The organism is Actinomadura monticuli (assembly GCF_041463655.1).
Taxonomy (GTDB): Bacteria; Actinomycetota; Actinomycetes; order Streptosporangiales; family Streptosporangiaceae; genus Spirillospora; species Spirillospora monticuli.
Map to the genome: position 1 here is coordinate 321,761 of NZ_JAXCEI010000005.1, position 19,695 is coordinate 341,455.

Below are 19,695 nucleotides of genomic sequence, written 5' to 3' on the forward strand. Positions count from 1 at the left end.
AAGGGACCCCGCCCGGCGGGCACGCTGCCGCCGACCCCGCCGCGCGAGGCCCCAAGGGTTGAGAAGAAGAGGAGGAAGGACGACCGGTCAGGCCCGCAGCGCAGCGCCCCGCGCCACGATCGACCGGATGTCGCTGTCGTCGAGGTAGTAGGACCGCACCCGGCGCGGAAACCCGCCCTCCGCGTACAGCCACCCGACACCGCGTGTAGCAATGTCGATCTCGGAGGCGTCGAAGCCCGCCGTTGCCATCCCCGCACCAAGGATGGTGTCGGAGGCGTCCCGCGTGGTGCACCGCATCGCCCACCGCAGCGCCATCAAGTCACGCCACCCCGTAGGCACCACCGCCCCGGCCGGTTTCTGCGTCGCCGCCGCCTGGACGATCAGCGCCGCCCGGCCCCGCGCCGCCACGTCCTCACCCAGCGCGTTGAAATGCTTGGCCGCCCGGCCGTCGATGTTGGCTGTGAAGAACCGCATCTCATCGATTGCGGCCAGGATGAGCGGAGCCTCACCCGGATGCAGCGCCCGCCGCCCCGCCGCCTCCAGCACCTCATACCGCCGGTTCATCTCGGCGATCAGGTCCTCTTGCTGGGCAATGGCAGCGTCCATGTCGTGGTCGGCGAACCGCGTCATGACCGGCCGCCACAGCCCCAGCTCAACGACCTTTGCGTCCCACCCCCAGATCTGCGCGGAGGGGTCCAGGGCCGCCGCCGCCAGCAGCAGCGACAGCGCCGCCGACTTGCCCGACTCCGGTTCGCCCCCGATCACGAAGTGCTTGCCGGGCAGCCGCACCGCGACCGGTTCGCCCATGTCGTCCACGCACAACGGCACCGGATCAGCCACCGACCCCCGCGCCGCCAACGCCCACGGCCACCGCAACGCCCCCGCCCCGGCGAACGGGTCCCGCCGCACGACGTCCACATGCGCCACCTCGGCGCGGTCCACATCCCGGCCCACCCGGACCTCACGCACCTTGAGCACGGCCGCCACCCGCTCAGCCTCGCCCGCCAGGTCATCCACCGTCGCCCCACGCGGAACCCGCACCACCAGGCGGTCACCCGCAGGCACCCGCCGCTCCCGCCGGATACGCGGGATACGGTCATTGACCGTGGTGAGTCCGGCATACCGGCACGCGCGGTCCCACCGCCGCCGCAGCCGCGCCCGCCGCCACACCACCGCCGCACGCCGACGCGACCACGGCACCACCACCACGATCAGCACCACCTCCACCGGGACCGCGACCGCACCGACCCAGCCCCGCGCCAGCCACCCAGCCGCCGCCGCCAGCACCAGCACCACCAGCGCGGCCAGCTCACGCCGCCACAACCAGGACGGCCGCACCACCCACAGCAGCACCGCCGACCCGACCGTCAGCCGCGCCCGCACCGGCAACTCCGGCCGCTGAAGCACCGGCGGCAGCCCCACCCGGCCCCGCGCCGACACCCCCGACCAACGCTGAGTCCGACTCACCACGCACCGCCCAGGCCGCCGCCGTGCCGGATGCCCGGCCAGCCCTCACCCTGTATTGATGGTTTGCGGCATCTAGCCGGATCACATCGCCGCGCCGTGTGTTCCGTCTCTACCTGGCGGTACAGGTCCGCCCACACGTCGTGTGGCACGAGTTCCCGCATCAGCGTCAGAACGGGAACACTGCCGAACGAGCCGTCACCCCTCAGCGGCGTCCCGACCGTCCGCGCTTCCCCCGATCTCCTCACGGCCATATGGACCCAGGGACCGGGCCCGCGCCGCTGGGCGCGCTGGTTCTCCTCCAGGAGTCCGGAGCGCAGAATCTTTCGCAGTACGCGCCGCCGCCGACGCTCCGAGACCGGGATCTGCTTGAACCAGGTCATTTCCAGCGGGGCGCCCGCCGTGAAATGCAGCCGCAGAGGACCCGTGTCCGCCAGCGTTGCTACGAACGCCGAACCGTCGAGGGGGGCAGCCCAGTCGATCGCACCGACACTCACCGCTACAGGCCCGGCCCCGCCTGCCCGCCGCCAGCCGATCACTGATCGCCGCCCTTGGGCCGCCGCGTGGCCGCCGCCCCTTCACCCGGTGTGCGGTTCTCCGCGGCGGCCGGGGAACCGACCGCCTCCAGCCGGTCCGCCGTCCACCACAACACCGAGTCGCCCTTTCGGTCGATCACGTGCAGTGTCAGGTTGTGAGGGGTCACGAACTGGCCTTGCATCACGCCGGGGTCTCCCACCATCCCGACCCGAAGGGGGACCGATCCTGCACCGTCCATCCCCAGCAGCCGGACTTGCCACATCGGCTGGCCGTCTTCGGTGATCCGGGGCTGTTTGGTCTCGAAGTCCAGTCGGGGCTCGGGGGAGTCCGCCACGATCCACATCGTGCCGTCCATGACGATCTTGAAGTCCACGCCGTACCTCCCAGGCGAAACTATGCGCGCAATGCTTTGCGCTATGCACACCAAGATGTGCCACGCGCAGGGAAACCGCAAACCTAGGCGCGCCAAGCTATGCACGCTATGGTGGGGGTGGATACGGGAAATGCCAGCTCACAGGGCGGCGACACGACGAGGAGGTGGCCGCATTGGGCCAGACGCCGGGGGTTTCGCCCCCAGAGCCGACCGACCCCACACTTCGCTGGCGTGCCGTCTACGACCAGATCGTTCGGGACATCCTTGCTGGCCAGCACCCACCGGGTTCGCTCCTGCCGTCCAATGCCCAGATACAGCAGCAGTGGAATGTGTCCTCCACTACCAGCCGTCGAGTGCTCGCCGAACTGTCCGAGGCGGGTTGGGCGATCTCTCAGGGAACGCGCGGCTACATCGCGACCGCCGGACCGCATGACGCCCATTACCAGATGGGGCAGGAGATCAGGGACACGCAGGCCCCAACCATCGCCGACCCTCCAGCCCGTAGCAGTCAGCCACCTCTTGCTCAACCGCGTTACCAGGCAGTTTCGCCCGCGCTTCCGCGCCCGCAGCACACGGTGCCCCTTGCCGGGCACATCCCTACGCTTCTGACCACCGTCGCGAGCACGAGTGTCCAGGCCGAGCCCGCACCTGCTGACGTGGCCTATGCCTTGCGCCTACCCGGCCCCGGTGCCCCCGTCATTGTCCGCCGCCATGTCGTGGCCGACTCCACCGGCGTCATCCCCGTCGAGCTTTGGGCCGCCTACCTTGATGCGCAGCGCGTGGCAGACGGCCCGCTCAGCAAGCCGGACCACATTCCCGGCACATGGCCCGACGCGCTTACCGCCCACACCGGTCTTCCCGTCACGGCTGCCAGTTCCCAGGTCTACGCCCGCCGCCCCGACGCCTACGAAGCCGCTACGCTGCACCTCACTACCGCCGATATCGTCCTAGTCCGGACAACCACCCTGCTCAGCCGAGACGAACCGCTCAGCTATTCCGTCAACGTGTGGCCCGCAGACTCCACCCGCATAACCGCTGAACGCTACTCCCTGGACTGAGTCACAACTCCTCCGCTTCCCCAGGCCGACGACGCTTACGACGGAATTGCCGCAACGGCGCCGGCTGAACTCCCTTAACGGTCGCCCCTACGGGGTGACCTGCGGCCATTCCACCGGCCCGACCATGTCACCCGCCACTAAGCCCCGCCTCTACCGCGCGTTCCCTCGATCATCTCTCGGCGTATGCTTTTCCCTTCAGTCCGCCACCTCGGCCACCACGGAGGAGCACATGCCCCAGCCGTTGCACGAAGACGACCCGCAACGGCTCGGTCCCTACCGCATCCTCTCCCGCTTGGGACGGGGTGGCATGGGAACGGTGTACCTCGCCCAGGACGAGCAGAACCAGCAGGTAGCGATCAAGGTCATTAATCCTGCTGTCGCTAGCGATCCCGTCTTCCACCAGCGCTTTCGCCGTGAAGTCGAAGCCGCTCGCAGGGTCCGCCCGTTCAGTACGGCCCCGGTGCTAGATGCCTCGCTCGACCGGCCGCCCCTCTATGTGGTCACCGAGTACATCCCCGGTCCCACCCTCACCGAAGCCGTTGCCGACACCGGCCCCCTCACCGCTTCCGATCTCGCGGGTCTCGCCGTAGGCGTCGCCACCGCACTCGCAGCCATTCATGCCGCAGGCATCGTGCACCGCGATCTCAAACCCTCCAACGTCCTACTTTCCGGCGTCGGACCACGCGTCATTGACTTCGGGATCGCCAAAGCACAAACACAAACCGGAGTCACCTACGGGGAAGTAGTCGGAACACCCGCCTACCAGGCCCCGGAAGTAATGGCAGGACGGCCGATCACCCCAGCGTCGGATGTCTTCGCCTGGGGCGGACTCGTCGTCTTCGCAGGTACCGGAAGGGACCCCTTCCAGGGCACTTCGCTATCCGAAGTCCTCTACCGCGTCGCAAATGACTCGCCGAACTTGGACGGCCTAGATCCCAATTTACGCGGACTCGTCTCCAAGGCCCTTGACAAAGACCCGGCCAAACGACCCTCAATCCCCGAAATTCTCCATAACCTCACCGGACGCATAGACCCGGCCATCGGTCACTCACCGTCCACCCCACCCCCGCAGCCAAGCTTTCAGAAGCCGCGACCGGCGACCGCGCCATTGCCGAAACTAAGGCTCACACTCGCCGCGTGCATTCTGCTCATCCTGGTCGGCGCGGGTTTCACCATCGTCTCGAAATTCGGCAGAGACCACGGCGAGGCGACGCAAACCGGTACCGCACCTGGCACCAACAATACGACCCCGTCCCCACAGACACCGACGCAGCCACAGCAGCCCCCCGCGACCACTTCCGCCCTCCCCACCGAACGCCCCCGCGAATCCCCGGGAGATCCCGGTGATGTACCGCCCCGATTCCTCGGACAGTGGACCGGGACAGTAACGCACGACGCGACAATACAGAGAACCTATTCAGCGCTCATCACCATAACCGGCGGGAAGAAGACACAGGAAATAGGGCAAAGCGAATACTCCTCGATGGGATGTCGCGGCACACTCAGACTTGTTTCCGTCACACAGACCCGTCTTGTGGTCGAGGAGCACATAGACAAGGGCGACTGCAAAGATGTCGTCCTTATCACGCTGACCTATCGCCGACCGCGTAGCCTGCTGTATGAGTACAAGCTCAGCAGCAGCACCAGCGGGGAGGGCGAACTAAGCCCCGCTTGACTTGCGGATCGGCACAATTCGCCACCAGGTCAGGCAGCGCCACAACCACTCCAGCGGGCCGTACCTCGCCCACCGCAACCACACAACGCTAAACGCGAGTTCGGCGGCGAATACGCAGGCCCCCAGAGAGAACGCCACTCCATATCTCGGCGCTTCCCCCAGATTGATGAAATGACCCGTCGCAAGAATGAGCACCGTTGCGCCAACATAGCCAGTCAGCGCCATACGCCCCACAGCCGCGAGACCTCCCAGCCTCCCCACGCCGCGCGTCCGCACAAGCAGCATAATCCCCACCACATAAGCGGCAGCAGTCATCATCCCCGCAGCCGCCGCCAATGGCGTTCGGGAACCCACACCAGCCCCTATCTGCCACACATCAAGAGCCAGCGCTAGAGACAACACCGTGGCCCACGCGGACAGCATGCGCGAGACCCGCGCATTCGCCAATGCGCCAAAGCCGTAGCGCTGCACGCTAAGACCGACAAGGAAGATGCCCGGAATGATCAGGCTCCCTCCACCTAGCGCAACCCCTAGAAGCGTTCCACCGCCGCCCAAGACAGCAACCCACCGCATCGGCAGGAACGAAGCGGGCAGCAGCACGGCAATACCAATCACCGCATAACTCAACAAAACTTCATCGGGCTGAAGTATCCGATGCAGGGCTCCGAAAGGCACCAAAAACCCCAGGCGCGCCAGCATCACAAACCGAGGACTGTTCACTCTGTCGCGCACTGAGTCCAAGAATAGCCCGAAGCTCAGGCCGAACAGAAACGAGAATATCGGAAAAAATCTCTGATGTAAGAGTGTCTCGTATGCCCAGTATGCGGCGCCCGGTTCAGCGTCTACCGTTGGCATCTTGCTAATTCCGACCGTGTTCACGATCGAAATGCCGAAGAGAGCAAATCCTCGGAGTATGTCAACCTCGGTAATGCGAGACGATTCGCCGCCCTTGCCTCCCTGAATCCCCTCGGCCCCTTGCAATGGTGTAAGCACGCGCCCTCCCGGCATGACGGTACGAGGACAACCACATCACACCCGGTCACGTTTCGCGACCGAAGGTGTATCGCATGCTCAGTACGCCACCAGCTACGCACCCCCGCTGAACCCGCCAAACGGCCACGCCGGTAGGGGTCCCTCTCCGCTCCACCGCAACAGCTCGTCAGTGAACGCCAGCACCTCGCCCGCCTCCCAGTGCGCCACCGCTTGCCCCGAGGCTCCACCGTCACGCCACATTCGCCGCGCGGTCGCCAGATGACGCCGTCGAGCTACCCGGAGTTGTCGCCGCGCCACCAGCAGCACGGGATGCCGCGCCCCGTGGGCCAGCGCTCTCCAGCTTCCGACTGATCTCACGTCTCTCCTTCGTTTGTCGCCCCGACAGTCCCCGGCGAAGGGAGTCAGCCGGGCAGCGGCCCCCACGCCGACACCGGCTGAGACGGAATTGCCGCAACGGCGCCGGCCGAACTCCCTCAGCGGTCGCCCCTACGGGGTGGCTACGCCATTCCGCCGGCCCCGACCCTGCCCAGCGCGAACCAGGGGCCGCGGCCCTCCACCGTCACGGCCCGGCCCCGCCACGGCCCCCGAGGGGCGGTGTCGCCACGGTTCGCCGTCACCACCCCCCGAGGGGCCCTCAGCCGCACTACCGGCGCAGGTACGCGGGCGCGATGGGAGCGCCCTCCGTCAAGGCACGCACCTTGGATCCGTTCTCCCGGATGCTTCGTGACCCAATCCATCCGGGCGGTGACTTTGACGCCGCGCAGCCAAGTCGAAGGGGGTTCGAGCCCGACCCGCCCCCGGTCAGGCCCGCCCACGTCCTCAGTGCGGGATACCGCCGATCAGGTCACGCGCGCCTTTGCGCAGCAGATCCCCCGCCACGTACGCGCCCAAGTCCTCACCCTTGTCCGGCGGCGACCACTCATGCGAGTGCACGAACTCCGACCCGTCACGGGTGAACACCATCGCGCGCAAACTCAACTGCCCGTCCCGCTCCAGCCGCGCATGCCCGGCGATCGGGCTGTTGCAGTGCCCTTGGAGCCCGTGCAGCATCGTTCGCTCCGCGCTCACGCACCGCCGAGTGTCCCCGTCGTCCAGCAACCGCACCAGCTCCACGATGTCGGGGTCGACGCGTCGGCAGTCCACCGCCAGCACCCCCGCGCCCACCGCCGGGATGATGTCCAGAGCCTCGCCCGCACGGTCGATGCCCAGCCGCTCCAGGCTCGCCCGCGCCAACACGATCGCATCGAACTCCTCACCCGCGTCCAACCGCCCGAGCCGGGAGTTGACGTTGCCGCGCAGGTACTCCACCCGCAGGTCGGGACGGATCTTGCCGAGCTGCGCGCGCCGCCGCACCGCCGACGTCCCCACCAACGCGCCCGGCGCGAGACCGGCCATGCACTGCACCTTGCTCGCCATCGGGAACAGCATCACATCGGCGGTGTCATCACGCTCGACGTAGGCCGCGAACACCAAACCGTCCGGGCGCGGCACATCGCCGGGCACGTCCTTGAGGCAGTGCACCGCCACATCTACCCGGCCCGTCAACAGCGCCCGGTCAATCTCCCGCATGAATGCACCCTTGCCGCCCAGCTCACCCAGGTGGCCCCGGTGTCGATCCCCGGCCGTCTGAATTCCGATCACCTCGACCCGGACAGATGCCAGCTCCTCCAACCGTGCGGCCACCCCGCGCGCCTGGACCATGGCCAGCGGAGATGTCCGCGTCCCCAGCCGCAGCACGCCGCCCCCGCCGGACCATGAGAACACCGGTTCCACCGCACCCGCACCAGCGGGTAACAGAGCCGTCACCGGCGATTCCTCATCCCCGCCGGACTCTGCCTCACGCCCCATGCCCATCCCTTCCCTCGGTTCCTCCGAACGACCGATACAGCCCGCGCCATTACGCCAGGCGCGGCGCGACTGTCCGCCGCCCCAGTCTTCCGGCCCGCACCGGGCGACCACGAACACCCCAGCGCCCACACCGAGCCCTCAGATATCGACCGTGAGCGATACGCGCTTGTGGTCGGAATCGGGCCGCGCTGGGTCGCGGAACTCGTGGACGCGGTAGGAGCCCTCCACATACGCCGCAGCCAGCGGCGCATTCAGCAAGATCGCGTCAATCGCCAGGCTCTGACGGCCGCTGGCCTGCTCGATCTGCGTCGGGGTGTAGTCCCCGGCGAGGTCGGCCGAATGGCTGAACCCCAAGCCGCCCTCCCGCCGCTGCGTGGAGGGGTTCCACCAGCCGCACAGGGCATCCAGCGCCCGCGAGTCGTAGACGTGCGGCCCCGCCAGCGACGGCCCGCCCGCCCACTGCACCCGCCGGTTGAGCTGTTGCGGGCTGTGCGTGCCGGGGGTATTCAGGTTGCGCGGCTCGAAGTCCGGGCCGCTCGGGACGCTGTTCCAGTCGCCCAGCAGCGCACACGGAATCTGCGGAGCCGACCACCGGTCGAACCGGCGGGCATCGGCCAGCCGCTCATCCCCGCTGTAGATGTCGCCGTGCCAGGCCACCAGCCGGATCGGGTCATTGCGGCCCGGCAGGGTGAACACCATCAGGTTGCGGTTGCGGGCGGCGAAGTCCGGCAGCCGGTGGCCGTAGAACCGGCGCACCACGACCTTTTGCGGGTCCACGTAGATCACCGGTGCGAACATTCCGCCCTCACGCGGCAGGGAGCACGGGTGCGGAACGTAGGCCGGACCGCCCGCCTCCCGCATCGCGGCGGCGGCCCCGTACGCGCCCTCCATCCCGTTCAGCTCGTATCGGTCGCCCTCACCCACCACCAGGACGTCAAGCCAATCCCCGTCGTGCAGCATCCCGGTAACCCGCCCGAAGTCGTACAGGCCACCGTCGCCGGAGTAGGCCGAATACCCGGCATCGACCCGCCCGCCGTGCTCGACATTGACATAGCTAATCCGAAGCCGCGTCATCGTCCGTCCATCCCTTCCCGGCCGCCCCCGTGGCGGCCCGTTTCCTCACCGAAATCCCTCGCCCGCACCTGCGGGCCCGCGCCGGGCAGCGGCCCCCACGCCGACGACAGTCGAGACGGAATTGCCGCAACGGCGCCGGCCGAACTCCCTCAGCGGTCGCCCCTACGGGGTGGCTACGCCATTCCGCCGGCCCCGACCCTGCCCAGCGCGAACCGGGGGCCGCGGCCCTTCACCGTGACGGCCCCCGGCCCGCACTACCTTCACGTCTCGCCTTGCTCGACCTTGAGCACTCCCGCGAGTCCCACCACCAGCAGGGCCCGGTTCGCCGCTAGCCCGTCACGTGCATACGCCAGGTGCAGTGCCGTTTCCTCCAGCACCGCACGGCCGGACTCTCCCCGCCTCTCGGTCAACTCGCGCGTGGCGATCTCCTCAACCCGGTCGGCCACCGGCCCGAGCATCTGCCCGACCAGATCCCACACCAGCAACACCGAGTCCATCGCCGTCGCGATCTCCGCCAGGCTCAGCCCGCCCGCCTCACCGCTGGTTACCCGCGAGGCGTCCCCGGCCCGCTCCGCCAGCACGTCAAGCGCGTGCTGCATCCGGCCCGTCCTGGACCCCGTCCCCGTCGCTGTCGCCGTCATCGGGTGCACGCTCCCGCGCTGTCCCGGCCCGCGCTCTCCTGGCCGCCGTCTCCCGCGCCGCCCGTCACGGCCTCCTCGACCTCCAGCAGGTCACCGCGCCCCAGCCCGACCAGGTGGCGGCCGACCCGCAGCCCCTCATGCCCCAGCGACAAATGCAGGATCGCCGTGTCCAGGCCGTCCAGCGCGTCCCCCTCCTCCTCGCCCTTGGACACCTCCGCGCCCTTGAACCGCTCCGCCATGACGGCATCGTGGCGGATCTCCTCGGCCCGATCGATCAGGGTCTCCACCGCCGTGAAGCACTGGTCCAGCGCATCGCACAGGGTCTCCAGCGCCAGGCCTGTCTCGGCCAGCGCCAGCCGATCCCCGCACCGCCTCAACGTGCGCAACGTCTCGCGCGCCTGCTCGTCTAGAGCCCCCAGCGAACCCGCCACCAGCGTCTCCTGGAGCGCCGCACCGGCCGCCGCCGGGCCGCCGTCCTGCACCGGGCCGTTCACCGCGTTCTCCCGCTTCACGTCGCTGTCCCCGCTCATCCGCACGTCCCTTCCCTCAGACCCACACCCGAGCGGCACCCAGCCGCGCCGGGTCGAGCCGCATCACGATCGCGTCATGGTCACTGGCCGCCGCGAGCTGCTCATAGCCCAGCACCGCATCCCGCACGCTGGCGGTCACGTGGAACTGGTCCACCCGCACCCCGCCGTGACCGGTCGCGGCCCGCAACTCCGGCCGGTCCTGCGTGTCGGCCACGTAGGCGGCCACATCCACCAGATCCGCTCTGGCCAGCACCTCACCGACCACCCGGTTGCCCCGCCAGGGCCCATCCGGCGACGTCCGCGCCAGACACCGGGCACTGCGGTTGTGTGGCGGAGCCGCCACCCAATCCGGCTCCGCGTCACCCAGCGGCATGTTGTTGATGTCCCCGCCCAAGATGCCCCGGCCCCCGTACCGGTGCAGCCGCGCCACCATCCGCTGAGCCTCCACCGCACCAGCCTCCGCCGAATACGCCGTCAGATGCGCCGAGATCACCGTCAGCCCCGGCTCATCCTCATCGGCGTCCACGTCGGCCAGCACCGCCACCCCGTAACCGTTCTCGACCAACGGGCTGTACTTGGTCTCATGCTGCCGCCAGCACAACACCTCCTGCTGAAACGCCACCGCAGTGTGACTGTCGGTCTGCGACGGTGCCACCAGGAACCGCAGCGGCCAACCCCGCCGCTGCAACGACCGCTCCGCCGCCGCGTGCAACCGGGGGTCGCGCCCCCAGCCCGCCAACTCCTGCGCCAACAGGATGTGAGGCCGGACACTGGCGATCATGTCCGCGATCAACTCCCACCGGTCCTCCTGACGGCCAGCACTGTCGGACCGGCCGCCGTACTGAGTGTTCAGGCTCATCACCGTCCACGGCCCGCCCATCACACCCGCCCCCCGTCCCGGTCACCGCGCGGGCCTTCCGCGTGCGGGTCGGGGAGCACACCCACACCGCCCAAGATCGGAATCTCGGTCAGCGGCCCCGCCTGGATCGGCCAATGCTGCACCGGCACCACCCCCGGCGACACCATCTCCAGCCGCCGCCCGAACAGGCCGGTGATCTGCTCATGCGTGCGCGACACCCCCGGAGCCGTCGCCCCCTGATACACCTTCTCCACCCGCGCCAGCGCCTCCCGGTCCGCGCCCGTGGACGACACGTGCGACAGCGCCACCACCGACCCCGGCACCATCCGCCCGGTGAACGCCCGCACGATCCCGGCCGGGTCCTGCTCGTCGGTGAGGAAATGCAGCACCGCGATCAGCAGCACCGCGACCGGCTTGTCCCAGTCAATCCACGCATCGAGATCGGCGATCAGGTCATCAACCGCGCGCACATCCCCGCGCACGATCGGCATCCCCTCCAGCAACGCCCGATCATGCGCCAGCACCACCGGATCGTTGTCCACCCCGACCACCACCGCGTCAGGCTCGTGCCTGCGCGCGATCCGATACGCGTTCGGCTCGGTCGGGATACCGGTCCCCACGTCCACGAACTGACCGATACCGCGCCGCGCCGCCCACGCCACCGACCGATGCATGAAGGCCCGGTTCGCCCGCGCCACCACCGGAATCGACGGCGCGACCTCCACCACCCGCTCAGCGGCCTTCCGGTCCGCCGTCCCGTGGTCCTTGCCGCCCAAGTAGTAGTCGTACATCCGCGCCGGAGAGGGAACATCGGGATCCCACTCCCCATCAGGGCCGCAGACCCGCCCCGTCGCCTCCCCCGCCCGCAGCTTCGCCACCGCCTCCCCGATCGGACCAGCAGTGAACGCCGCGTCGTCCCGGTCGAACCGCCGCGCCATCACCGGTCACCACCCGACCCCGCCGCGCCGCCCGCAGCGTCCCGGGTGCCCGTCGACTCGACCAGCCGCGCCAGCACCGCCGGGGCGTCCTCGACCTCCAGCACCGGGACCAGACCCTCACCGGTGTCCGCCCGCACGAACCACCACACCCCGCCGACCCGCTCACAACCCACGTCCAAGGTCCGGAACTTGTCGGTGTGACTCACCACGAACAGAACCAGCGGCCCACCCGCCCGGCTCACCAGCCCGCACGACAGCCGCTCACCGCTCTGCGACACCGCCGCGTTCAACGCCGCCAGGTGCAACCGACGCTCACCCAACGCACCGCGCAACCGGCTGTCCGTCCGTGCCGGGATGCCCTTCCTTAGTTGTGTCGCCATCGCTCCGTCCCTCTCCGACTGTGCGTTGTCCGGCACGCTAGGTCGAAGACGGAGAGAGAACCCGTACACGGCTACGGGCAAAGAACCCGCACTTTTGTGCGGGTTAGATGACCCCGGCGCGATGCGCCAGACCCCGGAGTTGCGGCGTGCTGGCGCGGTGTTCTCTCTTGATCAGCGCGCCAAGGAGGTCGTGTGTTCGCACGTCGTAGCGCACCAGCTCGGGTGAGATGTGCTCAGCATCAAGCAACATATTGACCGCCGCAGCATCCTTCCGCTGCTGGCCATAGGCTCGGGCGAGGTCAAGTCGCACCTGTGCTCGACGCCCCCGCAGGCCAGGCGCGAGCCGAGAGACATCGAGAGACTCCCCGATATCGATCGCTTGCCGAGGGTCGCCAAACGTCACCGCTGCCGACAACTCATGGATACGCACATTGGTCGGTCCGAAAGCCGTCCAGAAGTGGTTGTAGTCCCCACCTAGCGCGGTAGCGATACGTCGCGCTTGTTTAAGGTTGGCATCGACCTCGGCCCGGTCAAACTGCCGGGCAGCGGCCGTCACGCCGACCAGATGGAGCCCACCTACCAGCGACAGGCGTTGCGGGTCATGCCGACCAGGAACGGACCCCAAAGCGGCGGCAGTGCTCAGCGCGATGGACTTGGCCCTCTCAGGTTCGCGCATTCGGACGAAGACGTATCCGAGACGGAAGGCGCTTGCCCCAGCCAGCAGGGGTGCGTCTGCTTCTCGGGCTGCTGCCAAGGAGCGATCAGCAGCCGTCCAGGCAAGTTCAGTCTCACCGACTCGATTCAACGTCATCGCCGCTGAGTGGTAGACGAGCGCGCGGAGAGTGTGCGCTGTCCGCCGCCGCCGCACTGGGGTTGCTTGCGCAGCATGTTCGGCGGCCTTGATCAGGCGGGGAAGACGCTGCCCTGCCGTGTCGTAGTGAGCGGCTTGATACAGGCGGTTGACCGCGCGCAGTTCGTTGCTAAGCCACGCTAGGTCGGCTACTTGCGTCTTTGGGCTGCTGGGGGCGACGAAAGACGCAATGGTCTCATAGCTGGTCAGGGCGTCCCGGACTAAGGCCGCCGCTTCGTAGCGCTGCACTCCGCCCCCCTTCTCGTCCACGGTGAGGTCTTCCAGCGGTATCCCCAAGATCTCGCCAAGCTGGGTCAGCACCGAGTGGCTATCGATGCTCCTGGCCCCACGTTCCACCTGGCTTAGCCAGCTTTCCGAGCGACCGATCAACCCGGCTAGGACGACTTGGGACAGTCCGCGTCGCCGCCGGGCACGGGCAAGCTGCTGACCGATTCCCTTGCGTGCATCCTTCACCTGACCACTCCAGCCGTAAGCGCTACCGGTCACCGACCAGCCTGTGCAGCTCTCCTAGGACTTCTTCCCAGGTTGGCATTCGGGCATGTGCGGGCGCAGCCGGATCGAACAGCACCCGGACTCCCATCCCGCGTAGGGCTTCAACGTTCGCCTCGAACGCAGGATGCCTCGCCAATGCAACCTTCAACAGTGGGGCCGCCACGATTGGCACCCCGAACCCCATCAGCTCACATAGCAAGCTGACAGCAAACGTGTCCGCGATGCCAGTCGCCCATTTGTTGATCGTATTGAAGGTGGCGGGCGCGACCACCACCGCGTCAGCAGGGGGCAGTCCGTTCGACTCACCGGGCAACCGGTAGTCCGATCGAACCGGTTCCCCCGTCCGCGCCTCCAGCGTCTCGATGTCGACGAAGCGGCGGGCCAACGGCGTTGTGATCACGCAGGTTCGCCAATCCGCATCCTGCGCCAGTTCGATCAGCCGGACAAGATCAGTCGCTGCGGGTGCGGCACACGCGACTACGTAAAGGACCCGCCTGCTACCTCTTTGCACACTGGGAGCCTAACCGGCAGAGAACACGACGGCAGGTGCAGCGACATGGGTATCTCTCCAGTGTGTGAGGATTTTCCCTACGTAGGTCAAGGCGCGCGGCGCATCGCCGCGCGCCTTCGCGCATGGTGGCTCGGGTGACGCTGACCGGAGGGAACAGGTTCGGGCGGGACCGTTGTCAATGGACGTACGGGCGGGCACGAGACCAAGACGACCTCCGGCCGTCTTGGCTCGGCCCGCCGACGCCTTGCCAGCACCCCGCCGCCCTGCCCACCGCCGCGAGCACCCAGCACGACACCCGCCACCCGCCACCCGCTCAACGCCCCAGCAGGCGCGCGAGGTTCGGCTACCTCGGTTCCCAACCAACCCCGACCCCCACCCCTTACAACGACCCGCCTCCGGCGCAGGGCTCCACCCATAAGAGCGCGTGCGGCACGGTCCGTGCGCTAAGCCGCCGTCGCGCAGACCGGGCACGGTGGACACATGCGCAGACCCCCACGGGGCCAAGGTCGGCGAAGGGTCACCGGGCACGGGCTTGGACGGGGACCCCTCCGGCGGGCCGCCCCCGGCCTGATGTCGGGCAGCCGTACGGCAGCCCGGAGCCGCGCGAGGCTAGCAGCCCGCCGCCCCGCCCAAGCCCGCGCCCGACTCCCCACAACAGCGCACGCCAGCACACCCGAAGACGCGCACCGCGACCCCACCCGTGCCCGTGCCGCTGGACCGGCAGCCGCCACCACCCCGCGCACCCACCGCACCGCGCGCCAGACGGCCGCCGGCACGCTCCCCACCGCGCGCACTTGGCACCCGCCCCCGCACCGCGCCATCCTGGAGACGAGCGCCAGGAGGGACCAGACCCGATGAGCCAAGACTTGGCCGCCGTCATCGCCGAGCAGCTCAGGCGATCCGGGCAGACCAGCACCGTCTACCACTCGCCCGACGAGCGCGACCGGCTACGCGCCGCCGGACGCCAAGCCGGACGCCAGTTGAACCGCCCCGTCCGGACGTTCGACACCGCCGCACGCCATCCACGCTGCGACGCCGACCAATGCGGCACAGTCCTTATCGCCGTCACCGATTGGGGCACCAACCCGCTAGAGCGCCAGCTCAGCGAGACCCGCGCCAACAAGGCCATAGACCGCGCCCTAGACGGCCCGTAGGCAGCGGCAACCGTTCCGGGCCATGGCCCGCGTATGGCCCGCGAACAGCGAGCACCAGCGGCAACCAGCGCACACCAGTGAGACAAGATCAACGCCAGCGCCGGACGCCGAGCAGCCAAACCCCCAGGTCAGCCCACATATCCGCACGTCAACGGGGCGGCACCCGATCTCTCGGATACCGCCCCGCCAGAGCACCAATTCATCGCGCGGGAACTGCACGACTCGCTCACCCACCAGATCTCGATCATCAAGGTGCAGTCCGGGGTCGCCGTCCACCTGGCCCGCAAGCGCGGCGAGCACGTCCCGGAGTCCCTGCTCGCGATCCGGGAGGCCGCCCGCGAGGCGAACCGGGAGCTGCGCGCGACCCTGGACACGCTGCGCGACGACGCCGAGCCCCCGTCGCACGGGCTCGACCACGTCCCCGAGCTGGTGGAACGCGCCCGGGGGACGGGCCTGAACACGACGCTGACGATCGGCGGGCAGCGGCACGACGTGCCGATCGCCGTCGACCGGACCGCCTACCGGATCGTCCAGGAGGCGCTCACCAACACCGCCCGCCACGCCGCGGCCGAGACGGCGTCGATCCGCATCGACTACCGTCCCGGCACGCTCGCCGTGCGTGTCGACGACGACGGCAAGGCCGTGCCCGGCACCGCCCCGGTGCCCGGCGTGGGGCTGCTCGGGATGCGAGAGCGCGTCACCGCCCTCGGCGGCCGGCTCCGCGCGGAGCCGCGCAGGGAGGGCGGCTTCAGCGTGCAGGCCGAGTTCCCGGTGGGCCGGCCGTCGTGATCCGCGTCCTGCTGGTGGACGACCAGCCGCTGCTGCGCGGCGGATTCCGCGCGCTGCTCGACGCCGAGGACGACATCGAGGTGGTCGCCGAGGCCGCCGACGGGGCGGAGGCCCTGGCGCTGATCGGGGAGCACCGGCCCGACATCGCGCTCATCGACATCCAGATGCCGGTCATGGACGGCATCGAGACGACCCGGCGCATCGCCGCGGACCCCGGCCTGGCCGGGGTGCACGTCGTCATCCTGACCAACTACGGCTTCGACGAGTACGTCTTCAACGCGCTGCGCGCCGGTGCCGCCGGGTTCCTGGTCAAGGACATCGAGCCGGCCGACCTCCTGCACTCCGTGCGCGTCGCCGCGCGGGGCGACGCGCTGCTCGCGCCGTCCATCACCCGGATGCTGATCAGCCGGTACGTGGCCCAGCCGCTCAACCCCGGGGCCGGGACCGGGCTGAAGGAACTGACCAACCGCGAGCGCGAGGCCGTCGCCCTCGCCGCGCACGGGCTGTCCAACGACGAGATCGCCGGCCGCATGGTGATCAGCCCCGTGACCGCGAAGACCCACATCAACCGGGCGATGATGAAGCTCCGCGCGCGTGACCGGGCCCAGCTCGTGGTCCTCGCCTACGAATCCGGGCTGGTGACCCCGCGCACCGGCTGAGCTGGCCCCGGGCCTCCTGAGAAATGCAAATCCAGACTAATGTCTCACCAAGCAAGCGGTAGTTCCATCGTGTCCTGGCGGGCATGGATGGTAAAGAGGGCGGGGGAGCCCTTGATGCACACGCGCGCGGCATCGTGCGGAAGAATGGGGGCGGCCACAGCGAGGAGGCGCTTTGAGCGGCGATGTGCGGTTCACCGTGACGCGGACGCTGAGCAAGGACCAGCAGGCGCGCCGGGAACGGCTGATCGACTCGGCGAGGGAGCTCGCGCTGCAGGGCGGCTACCCGGCCGTCACCATGCACGACGTGGCGGACCGGGCCGGGGTCGCCCGCGCGACCGTCTACCGCTACTTCGCCACCAAGGACCACCTGCTCACCGAGGTCGCGGCCGCCTGGGCGCACCACATCACCGACGACATCGACGCGCTCGCCGTCGGCGACACGCAGCTGGAGCGGCTCACCGCGCTGCTGGAGCGCATCGTCTACGTGGCGGCGCAGGAGCCCACCCTGACGTCGGCGATCATCCAGGCGGTGACCTCGGACGACTCCAGCGTCGACGACGCCCGCACCGTCCTGTTCCAGTACCTGCGGGACCGGCTCTCCGCGGCGATCGGCGACCCGGTGCCCGAGCGGGAGGACGTCGAACTCGTCCTCGGGCACATCCTGCTCGCGGCGCTGATCAGCCTGGCCTCGCTGCGGCAGCCCGTCGAGGACGTCGCCACCATGGTCCGGACATCGGGCCGGCTGGTGCTGGCGGGGGCGCTCGCCGCCGCCACGCCCACCTGAGCCTGGTCCACTTTCCGGGGGCCCGATTGGACCTGGAGACCGGACCATCCGGCTCCTAGCGTTCTTCCGTGACGAACCCACTGCTGTTCCTGCTGGCCGCGCTGACGCTGGTCGCGATCCCCGGCCCGAACCACCTGTACATCACCACGCGCAGCATCGGCGAGGGCCGCCGCGCCGGCGTCGCGTCCGCGCTCGGCGTCGAGACGGGCACGCTCGTCCACATCGGCGCCGCCGCGGCCGGGCTGTCCGCCGTCGTCGCCGCGTCCGCGACCGCCTTCGGATTCCTGCGCTACGCGGGTGCCGCATACCTCGTCTACCTCGCCTACCGGACGCTGCGCAGCCGCCAGGACCTCGGCGAGCAGACCCTCCGTCCGCAGCCGCTCCACCGCGTCTACCTGGACGGCGCGCTCGTGAACGTCCTCAACCCGAAGGTGGTGCTGTTCTTCCTGGCGTTCCTGCCGCAGTTCGTCGACCAGGACGCGGGCGCCGTGCCCCTCCAGATCGCCGTGATGGGCCTGGCCACCGCGCTGATCGGCCTGGTGAGCGACCTCGGATACGCGCTCGCCGCCGGCTCGATCGGCGGCTGGCTGCGGGCCCGCCCGGCGTTCCAGCGGCGCCGGCGCCACCTGACGGGCCTCGTCTACCTGGGTCTCGGCGCCGCCGCGGCCTTCGCCGCCCCGTCCCCCCGGCACACCTGACCGGCCGGATGCCCGCCGCGGCGAGGAAGCGAGGGGGCTGAGTTGTCAGTTCGCTTATAAGCGCCGGTCCGTAATGCGTCGCCAGTGGCGCAGTCCCCCCGGCACGGCGTCGGTAGCTTCCACGTTGGAGGTGCTGAAGGTGACCACGAGCCTTGAGGAGCGCTCGCCGCTGAAGCCCTGGGCCGGCGTGCCGAGCGAGCTCTCCGGCATGTTCCGCCCGCACCTGGACGCCCTCGCCGAGGAGATGATCGAGGAGATCCTCGCCGGCATCCCCGAGTACTCGCGCCCGCAGGACGAGGAGTACGCCCGTCTCGTCCGGCTCGCCGTCGAGGGCGCGCTCCGCCAGTTCGTCGACCTGATCATGGATCCGGAGAGCCCGTGGGAGCCGGTCGCCGCCGTCTACCGGGAGATCGGCTTCGCCGAGGCCCGCGAGGGGCGCAGCCTGGACGTCCTGCAGACGTCGCTGCGGCTCGGCGCCCGGGTCGCGTGGCGGCGGCTCGCGTCCGAGTCCGAGCGGTACGACATCTCCCGCCGCACCCTCGCCGGCATCGCCGAGGCGATCTTCGCGTTCCTGGACGAGATCGCCCGCGCCGCGACCGACGGCTACACCAAGGCCCGCGCGCAGGAGGAGGGCGAGCTGGAGCACCGCCGCCGCCGGCTGCTGGACATGCTGCTCGCCGAGCCGCCCGCCGCCACGCAGGCCGTCGCCGACCTGGCCCGGCTCGCGCAGTGGCGCGTCCCGCGCACGGTCGCCGCGGTCGTCCTGGACGAGCGGGGCCCGCAGCCGTTCCAGCACCCGTCGCTGCCGCCGGACGTGCTCGCCGACGTCGACCGCCGCGAACCCTGCCTGCTCGTCCCCGACCCCGAAGGGCCCGGCCGCGGCGCGATGCTGGAATCGGTGCTGCGCGGCTGGATCGCGGCGCTCGGCCCGACCGTCCGCACCGCGGACGCGGCCAAGTCGCTGCGCTGGGCCCGCGAGGCGCTGCCGCTCGCGCGCCGCGGCATCCTGCCGTCCGACCGGCTGATCCGCTGCGCCGACCACATGCCGGCGCTCGTCGTGTTCAAGGACGAGGAACTGGTGCGGACGGTCGCCGACCTGCGGCTCGCGCCGCTGCTGACCGTCCGGCCCCGGCACCGGGAACGGCTGATGCGGACGCTGCTGTCCTGCCTGCAGAACGGCTTCAACGCCACCGAGGTCGCGAGCTGCCTGCACGTCCACCCGCAGACCGTCCGGTACCGGCTGCACCAGCTGGAGGATCTGTTCGGCGAGCGGCTGTACGACCCGGAGCGGCGGCTGGAGATGGAGATGGCGCTGACCGTCTGGCTCACCGATCCGCCGAGTGCCCAATCAATCGATTGACCGAGCA

20 protein-coding genes are annotated in these 19,695 nt (G+C 69.5%); 8 read left to right on the plus strand and 12 right to left on the minus strand.

Features of this window, described 5'->3' with window-relative positions; genetic code table 11:
- Positions 1-87 precede the first annotated feature (87 nt).
- Positions 88-1,383, minus strand: a complete 1,296-nt coding sequence (locus SM611_RS13290) for an FtsK/SpoIIIE domain-containing protein (protein ID WP_371949806.1) — start codon at positions 1,381-1,383, stop codon at positions 88-90.
- A gap of 616 nt (positions 1,384-1,999) precedes the next feature.
- Positions 2,000-2,374, minus strand: a complete 375-nt coding sequence (locus SM611_RS13295; RefSeq protein WP_371949807.1) for a hypothetical protein — start codon at positions 2,372-2,374, stop codon at positions 2,000-2,002.
- Between the two features lie 164 nt (positions 2,375-2,538).
- Here SM611_RS13295 and SM611_RS13300 point away from each other — a divergent pair, with 164 nt between their 5' ends.
- Together SM611_RS13300 and SM611_RS13305 are read left to right on the plus strand one after the other, a co-directional pair.
- Positions 2,539-3,432, plus strand: a complete 894-nt coding sequence (locus SM611_RS13300; RefSeq protein WP_371949808.1) for a GntR family transcriptional regulator — start codon at positions 2,539-2,541, stop codon at positions 3,430-3,432.
- Positions 3,433-3,661: 229 nt separating this feature from the next.
- Positions 3,662-5,107 carry a serine/threonine protein kinase gene (locus SM611_RS13305; protein WP_371949809.1) on the plus strand — a complete coding sequence of 482 codons (1,446 nt, stop codon included), beginning with the start codon at positions 3,662-3,664 and terminating at the stop codon, positions 5,105-5,107.
- Here SM611_RS13305 and SM611_RS13310 read toward each other — a convergent pair.
- The 10 genes from SM611_RS13310 to SM611_RS13355 all read right to left on the minus strand — a co-directional run bounded on the left by SM611_RS13310 (position 5,093) and on the right by SM611_RS13355 (position 14,244).
- The gene (locus tag SM611_RS13310; protein ID WP_371949810.1) at positions 5,093-6,100 is read right to left on the minus strand and encodes a DUF418 domain-containing protein; all 1,008 of its coding nucleotides are present in this window, start codon (positions 6,098-6,100) and stop codon (positions 5,093-5,095) included. The two genes, SM611_RS13305 and SM611_RS13310, sit on opposite strands and share 15 nt — an antisense overlap.
- Positions 6,101-6,919: 819 nt before the next feature.
- Positions 6,920-7,873: a hydroxymethylbilane synthase gene (gene hemC, locus SM611_RS13315; protein WP_371949811.1), complete on the minus strand. Its 954-nt coding sequence runs from the start codon at positions 7,871-7,873 to the stop codon at positions 6,920-6,922.
- A 213-nt stretch (positions 7,874-8,086) separates the two neighbouring features.
- Positions 8,087-9,022, minus strand: a complete 936-nt coding sequence (locus SM611_RS13320) for an endonuclease/exonuclease/phosphatase family protein (RefSeq protein ID WP_371949812.1) — start codon at positions 9,020-9,022, stop codon at positions 8,087-8,089.
- A gap of 260 nt (positions 9,023-9,282) precedes the next feature.
- Entirely contained in the window at positions 9,283-9,621 is a 339-nt protein-coding gene (locus SM611_RS13325) for a hypothetical protein (RefSeq protein WP_371949813.1), read from the minus strand.
- 38 nt (positions 9,622-9,659) lie between these two features.
- A complete protein-coding gene (locus SM611_RS13330; RefSeq protein ID WP_371949814.1) occupies positions 9,660-10,193 on the minus strand; it encodes a hypothetical protein in 534 nt (177 codons plus the stop codon).
- A 16-nt stretch (positions 10,194-10,209) separates the two neighbouring features.
- Positions 10,210-11,052 carry an exonuclease/endonuclease/phosphatase family protein gene (locus SM611_RS13335; protein WP_371949815.1) on the minus strand — a complete coding sequence of 281 codons (843 nt, stop codon included), beginning with the start codon at positions 11,050-11,052 and terminating at the stop codon, positions 10,210-10,212.
- 20 nt (positions 11,053-11,072) lie between these two features.
- Positions 11,073-11,990, minus strand: a complete 918-nt coding sequence (locus tag SM611_RS13340) for an SAM-dependent methyltransferase (protein WP_371949816.1) — start codon at positions 11,988-11,990, stop codon at positions 11,073-11,075.
- On the minus strand, positions 11,990-12,295 hold the full coding sequence (locus tag SM611_RS13345; RefSeq protein WP_371949817.1) for a hypothetical protein: 306 nt from the start codon (positions 12,293-12,295) through the stop codon (positions 11,990-11,992). Before SM611_RS13345 ends, SM611_RS13340 begins: the two co-directional genes overlap by 1 nt.
- A 178-nt stretch (positions 12,296-12,473) precedes the next feature.
- Positions 12,474-13,694, minus strand: coding sequence for a helix-turn-helix domain-containing protein (locus SM611_RS13350; RefSeq protein WP_371949818.1), 1,221 nt, complete (start codon positions 13,692-13,694; stop codon positions 12,474-12,476).
- Positions 13,695-13,716: 22 nt separating this feature from the next.
- A complete protein-coding gene (locus SM611_RS13355) occupies positions 13,717-14,244 on the minus strand; it encodes a flavoprotein (protein WP_371949819.1) in 528 nt (175 codons plus the stop codon).
- Positions 14,245-15,098: 854 nt separating this feature from the next.
- On the opposite strand from SM611_RS13355, the gene SM611_RS13360 reads away from it, so the two are divergent.
- The 6 genes from SM611_RS13360 (at position 15,099) to SM611_RS13385 (ending at position 19,688) form a co-directional block, all read left to right on the plus strand.
- The gene (locus SM611_RS13360; RefSeq protein WP_371949820.1) at positions 15,099-15,398 is read left to right on the plus strand and encodes a hypothetical protein; all 300 of its coding nucleotides are present in this window, start codon (positions 15,099-15,101) and stop codon (positions 15,396-15,398) included.
- Between the two features lie 201 nt (positions 15,399-15,599).
- Positions 15,600-16,187 (plus strand): sensor histidine kinase, encoded by a 588-nt coding sequence (locus SM611_RS13365; protein WP_371950039.1) that lies wholly within the window; start codon positions 15,600-15,602, stop codon positions 16,185-16,187.
- Positions 16,184-16,846, plus strand: a complete 663-nt coding sequence (locus tag SM611_RS13370) for a response regulator (RefSeq protein WP_371949821.1) — start codon at positions 16,184-16,186, stop codon at positions 16,844-16,846. The genes SM611_RS13365 and SM611_RS13370 overlap by 4 nt, the downstream gene beginning before the upstream one ends.
- Before the next feature lie 172 nt (positions 16,847-17,018).
- Positions 17,019-17,630, plus strand: coding sequence for a TetR/AcrR family transcriptional regulator (locus tag SM611_RS13375; protein ID WP_371949822.1), 612 nt, complete (start codon positions 17,019-17,021; stop codon positions 17,628-17,630).
- A 68-nt stretch (positions 17,631-17,698) separates the two neighbouring features.
- Positions 17,699-18,328, plus strand: coding sequence for a LysE family translocator (locus SM611_RS13380; protein WP_371949823.1), 630 nt, complete (start codon positions 17,699-17,701; stop codon positions 18,326-18,328).
- Positions 18,329-18,467: 139 nt separating this feature from the next.
- Entirely contained in the window at positions 18,468-19,688 is a 1,221-nt protein-coding gene (locus SM611_RS13385; RefSeq protein ID WP_371949824.1) for a PucR family transcriptional regulator, read from the plus strand.
- Positions 19,689-19,695: the final 7 nt, after the last annotated feature.

Coding starts and splice junctions, on each gene's coding strand:
- SM611_RS13335 (WP_371949815.1), bottom strand. CDS start 11,052: ATGAGCCTGAACACTCAGTACGGCGGCCGGTCCGACAGTGCTGGCCGT.
- SM611_RS13305 (WP_371949809.1), top strand. CDS start 3,662: ATGCCCCAGCCGTTGCACGAAGACGACCCGCAACGGCTCGGTCCCTAC.
- SM611_RS13325 (WP_371949813.1), bottom strand. CDS start 9,621: ATGCAGCACGCGCTTGACGTGCTGGCGGAGCGGGCCGGGGACGCCTCG.
- SM611_RS13320 (WP_371949812.1), bottom strand. CDS start 9,022: ATGACGCGGCTTCGGATTAGCTATGTCAATGTCGAGCACGGCGGGCGG.
- SM611_RS13360 (WP_371949820.1), top strand. CDS start 15,099: ATGAGCCAAGACTTGGCCGCCGTCATCGCCGAGCAGCTCAGGCGATCC.
- SM611_RS13330 (WP_371949814.1), bottom strand. CDS start 10,193: ATGAGCGGGGACAGCGACGTGAAGCGGGAGAACGCGGTGAACGGCCCG.
- SM611_RS13340 (WP_371949816.1), bottom strand. CDS start 11,990: ATGGCGCGGCGGTTCGACCGGGACGACGCGGCGTTCACTGCTGGTCCG.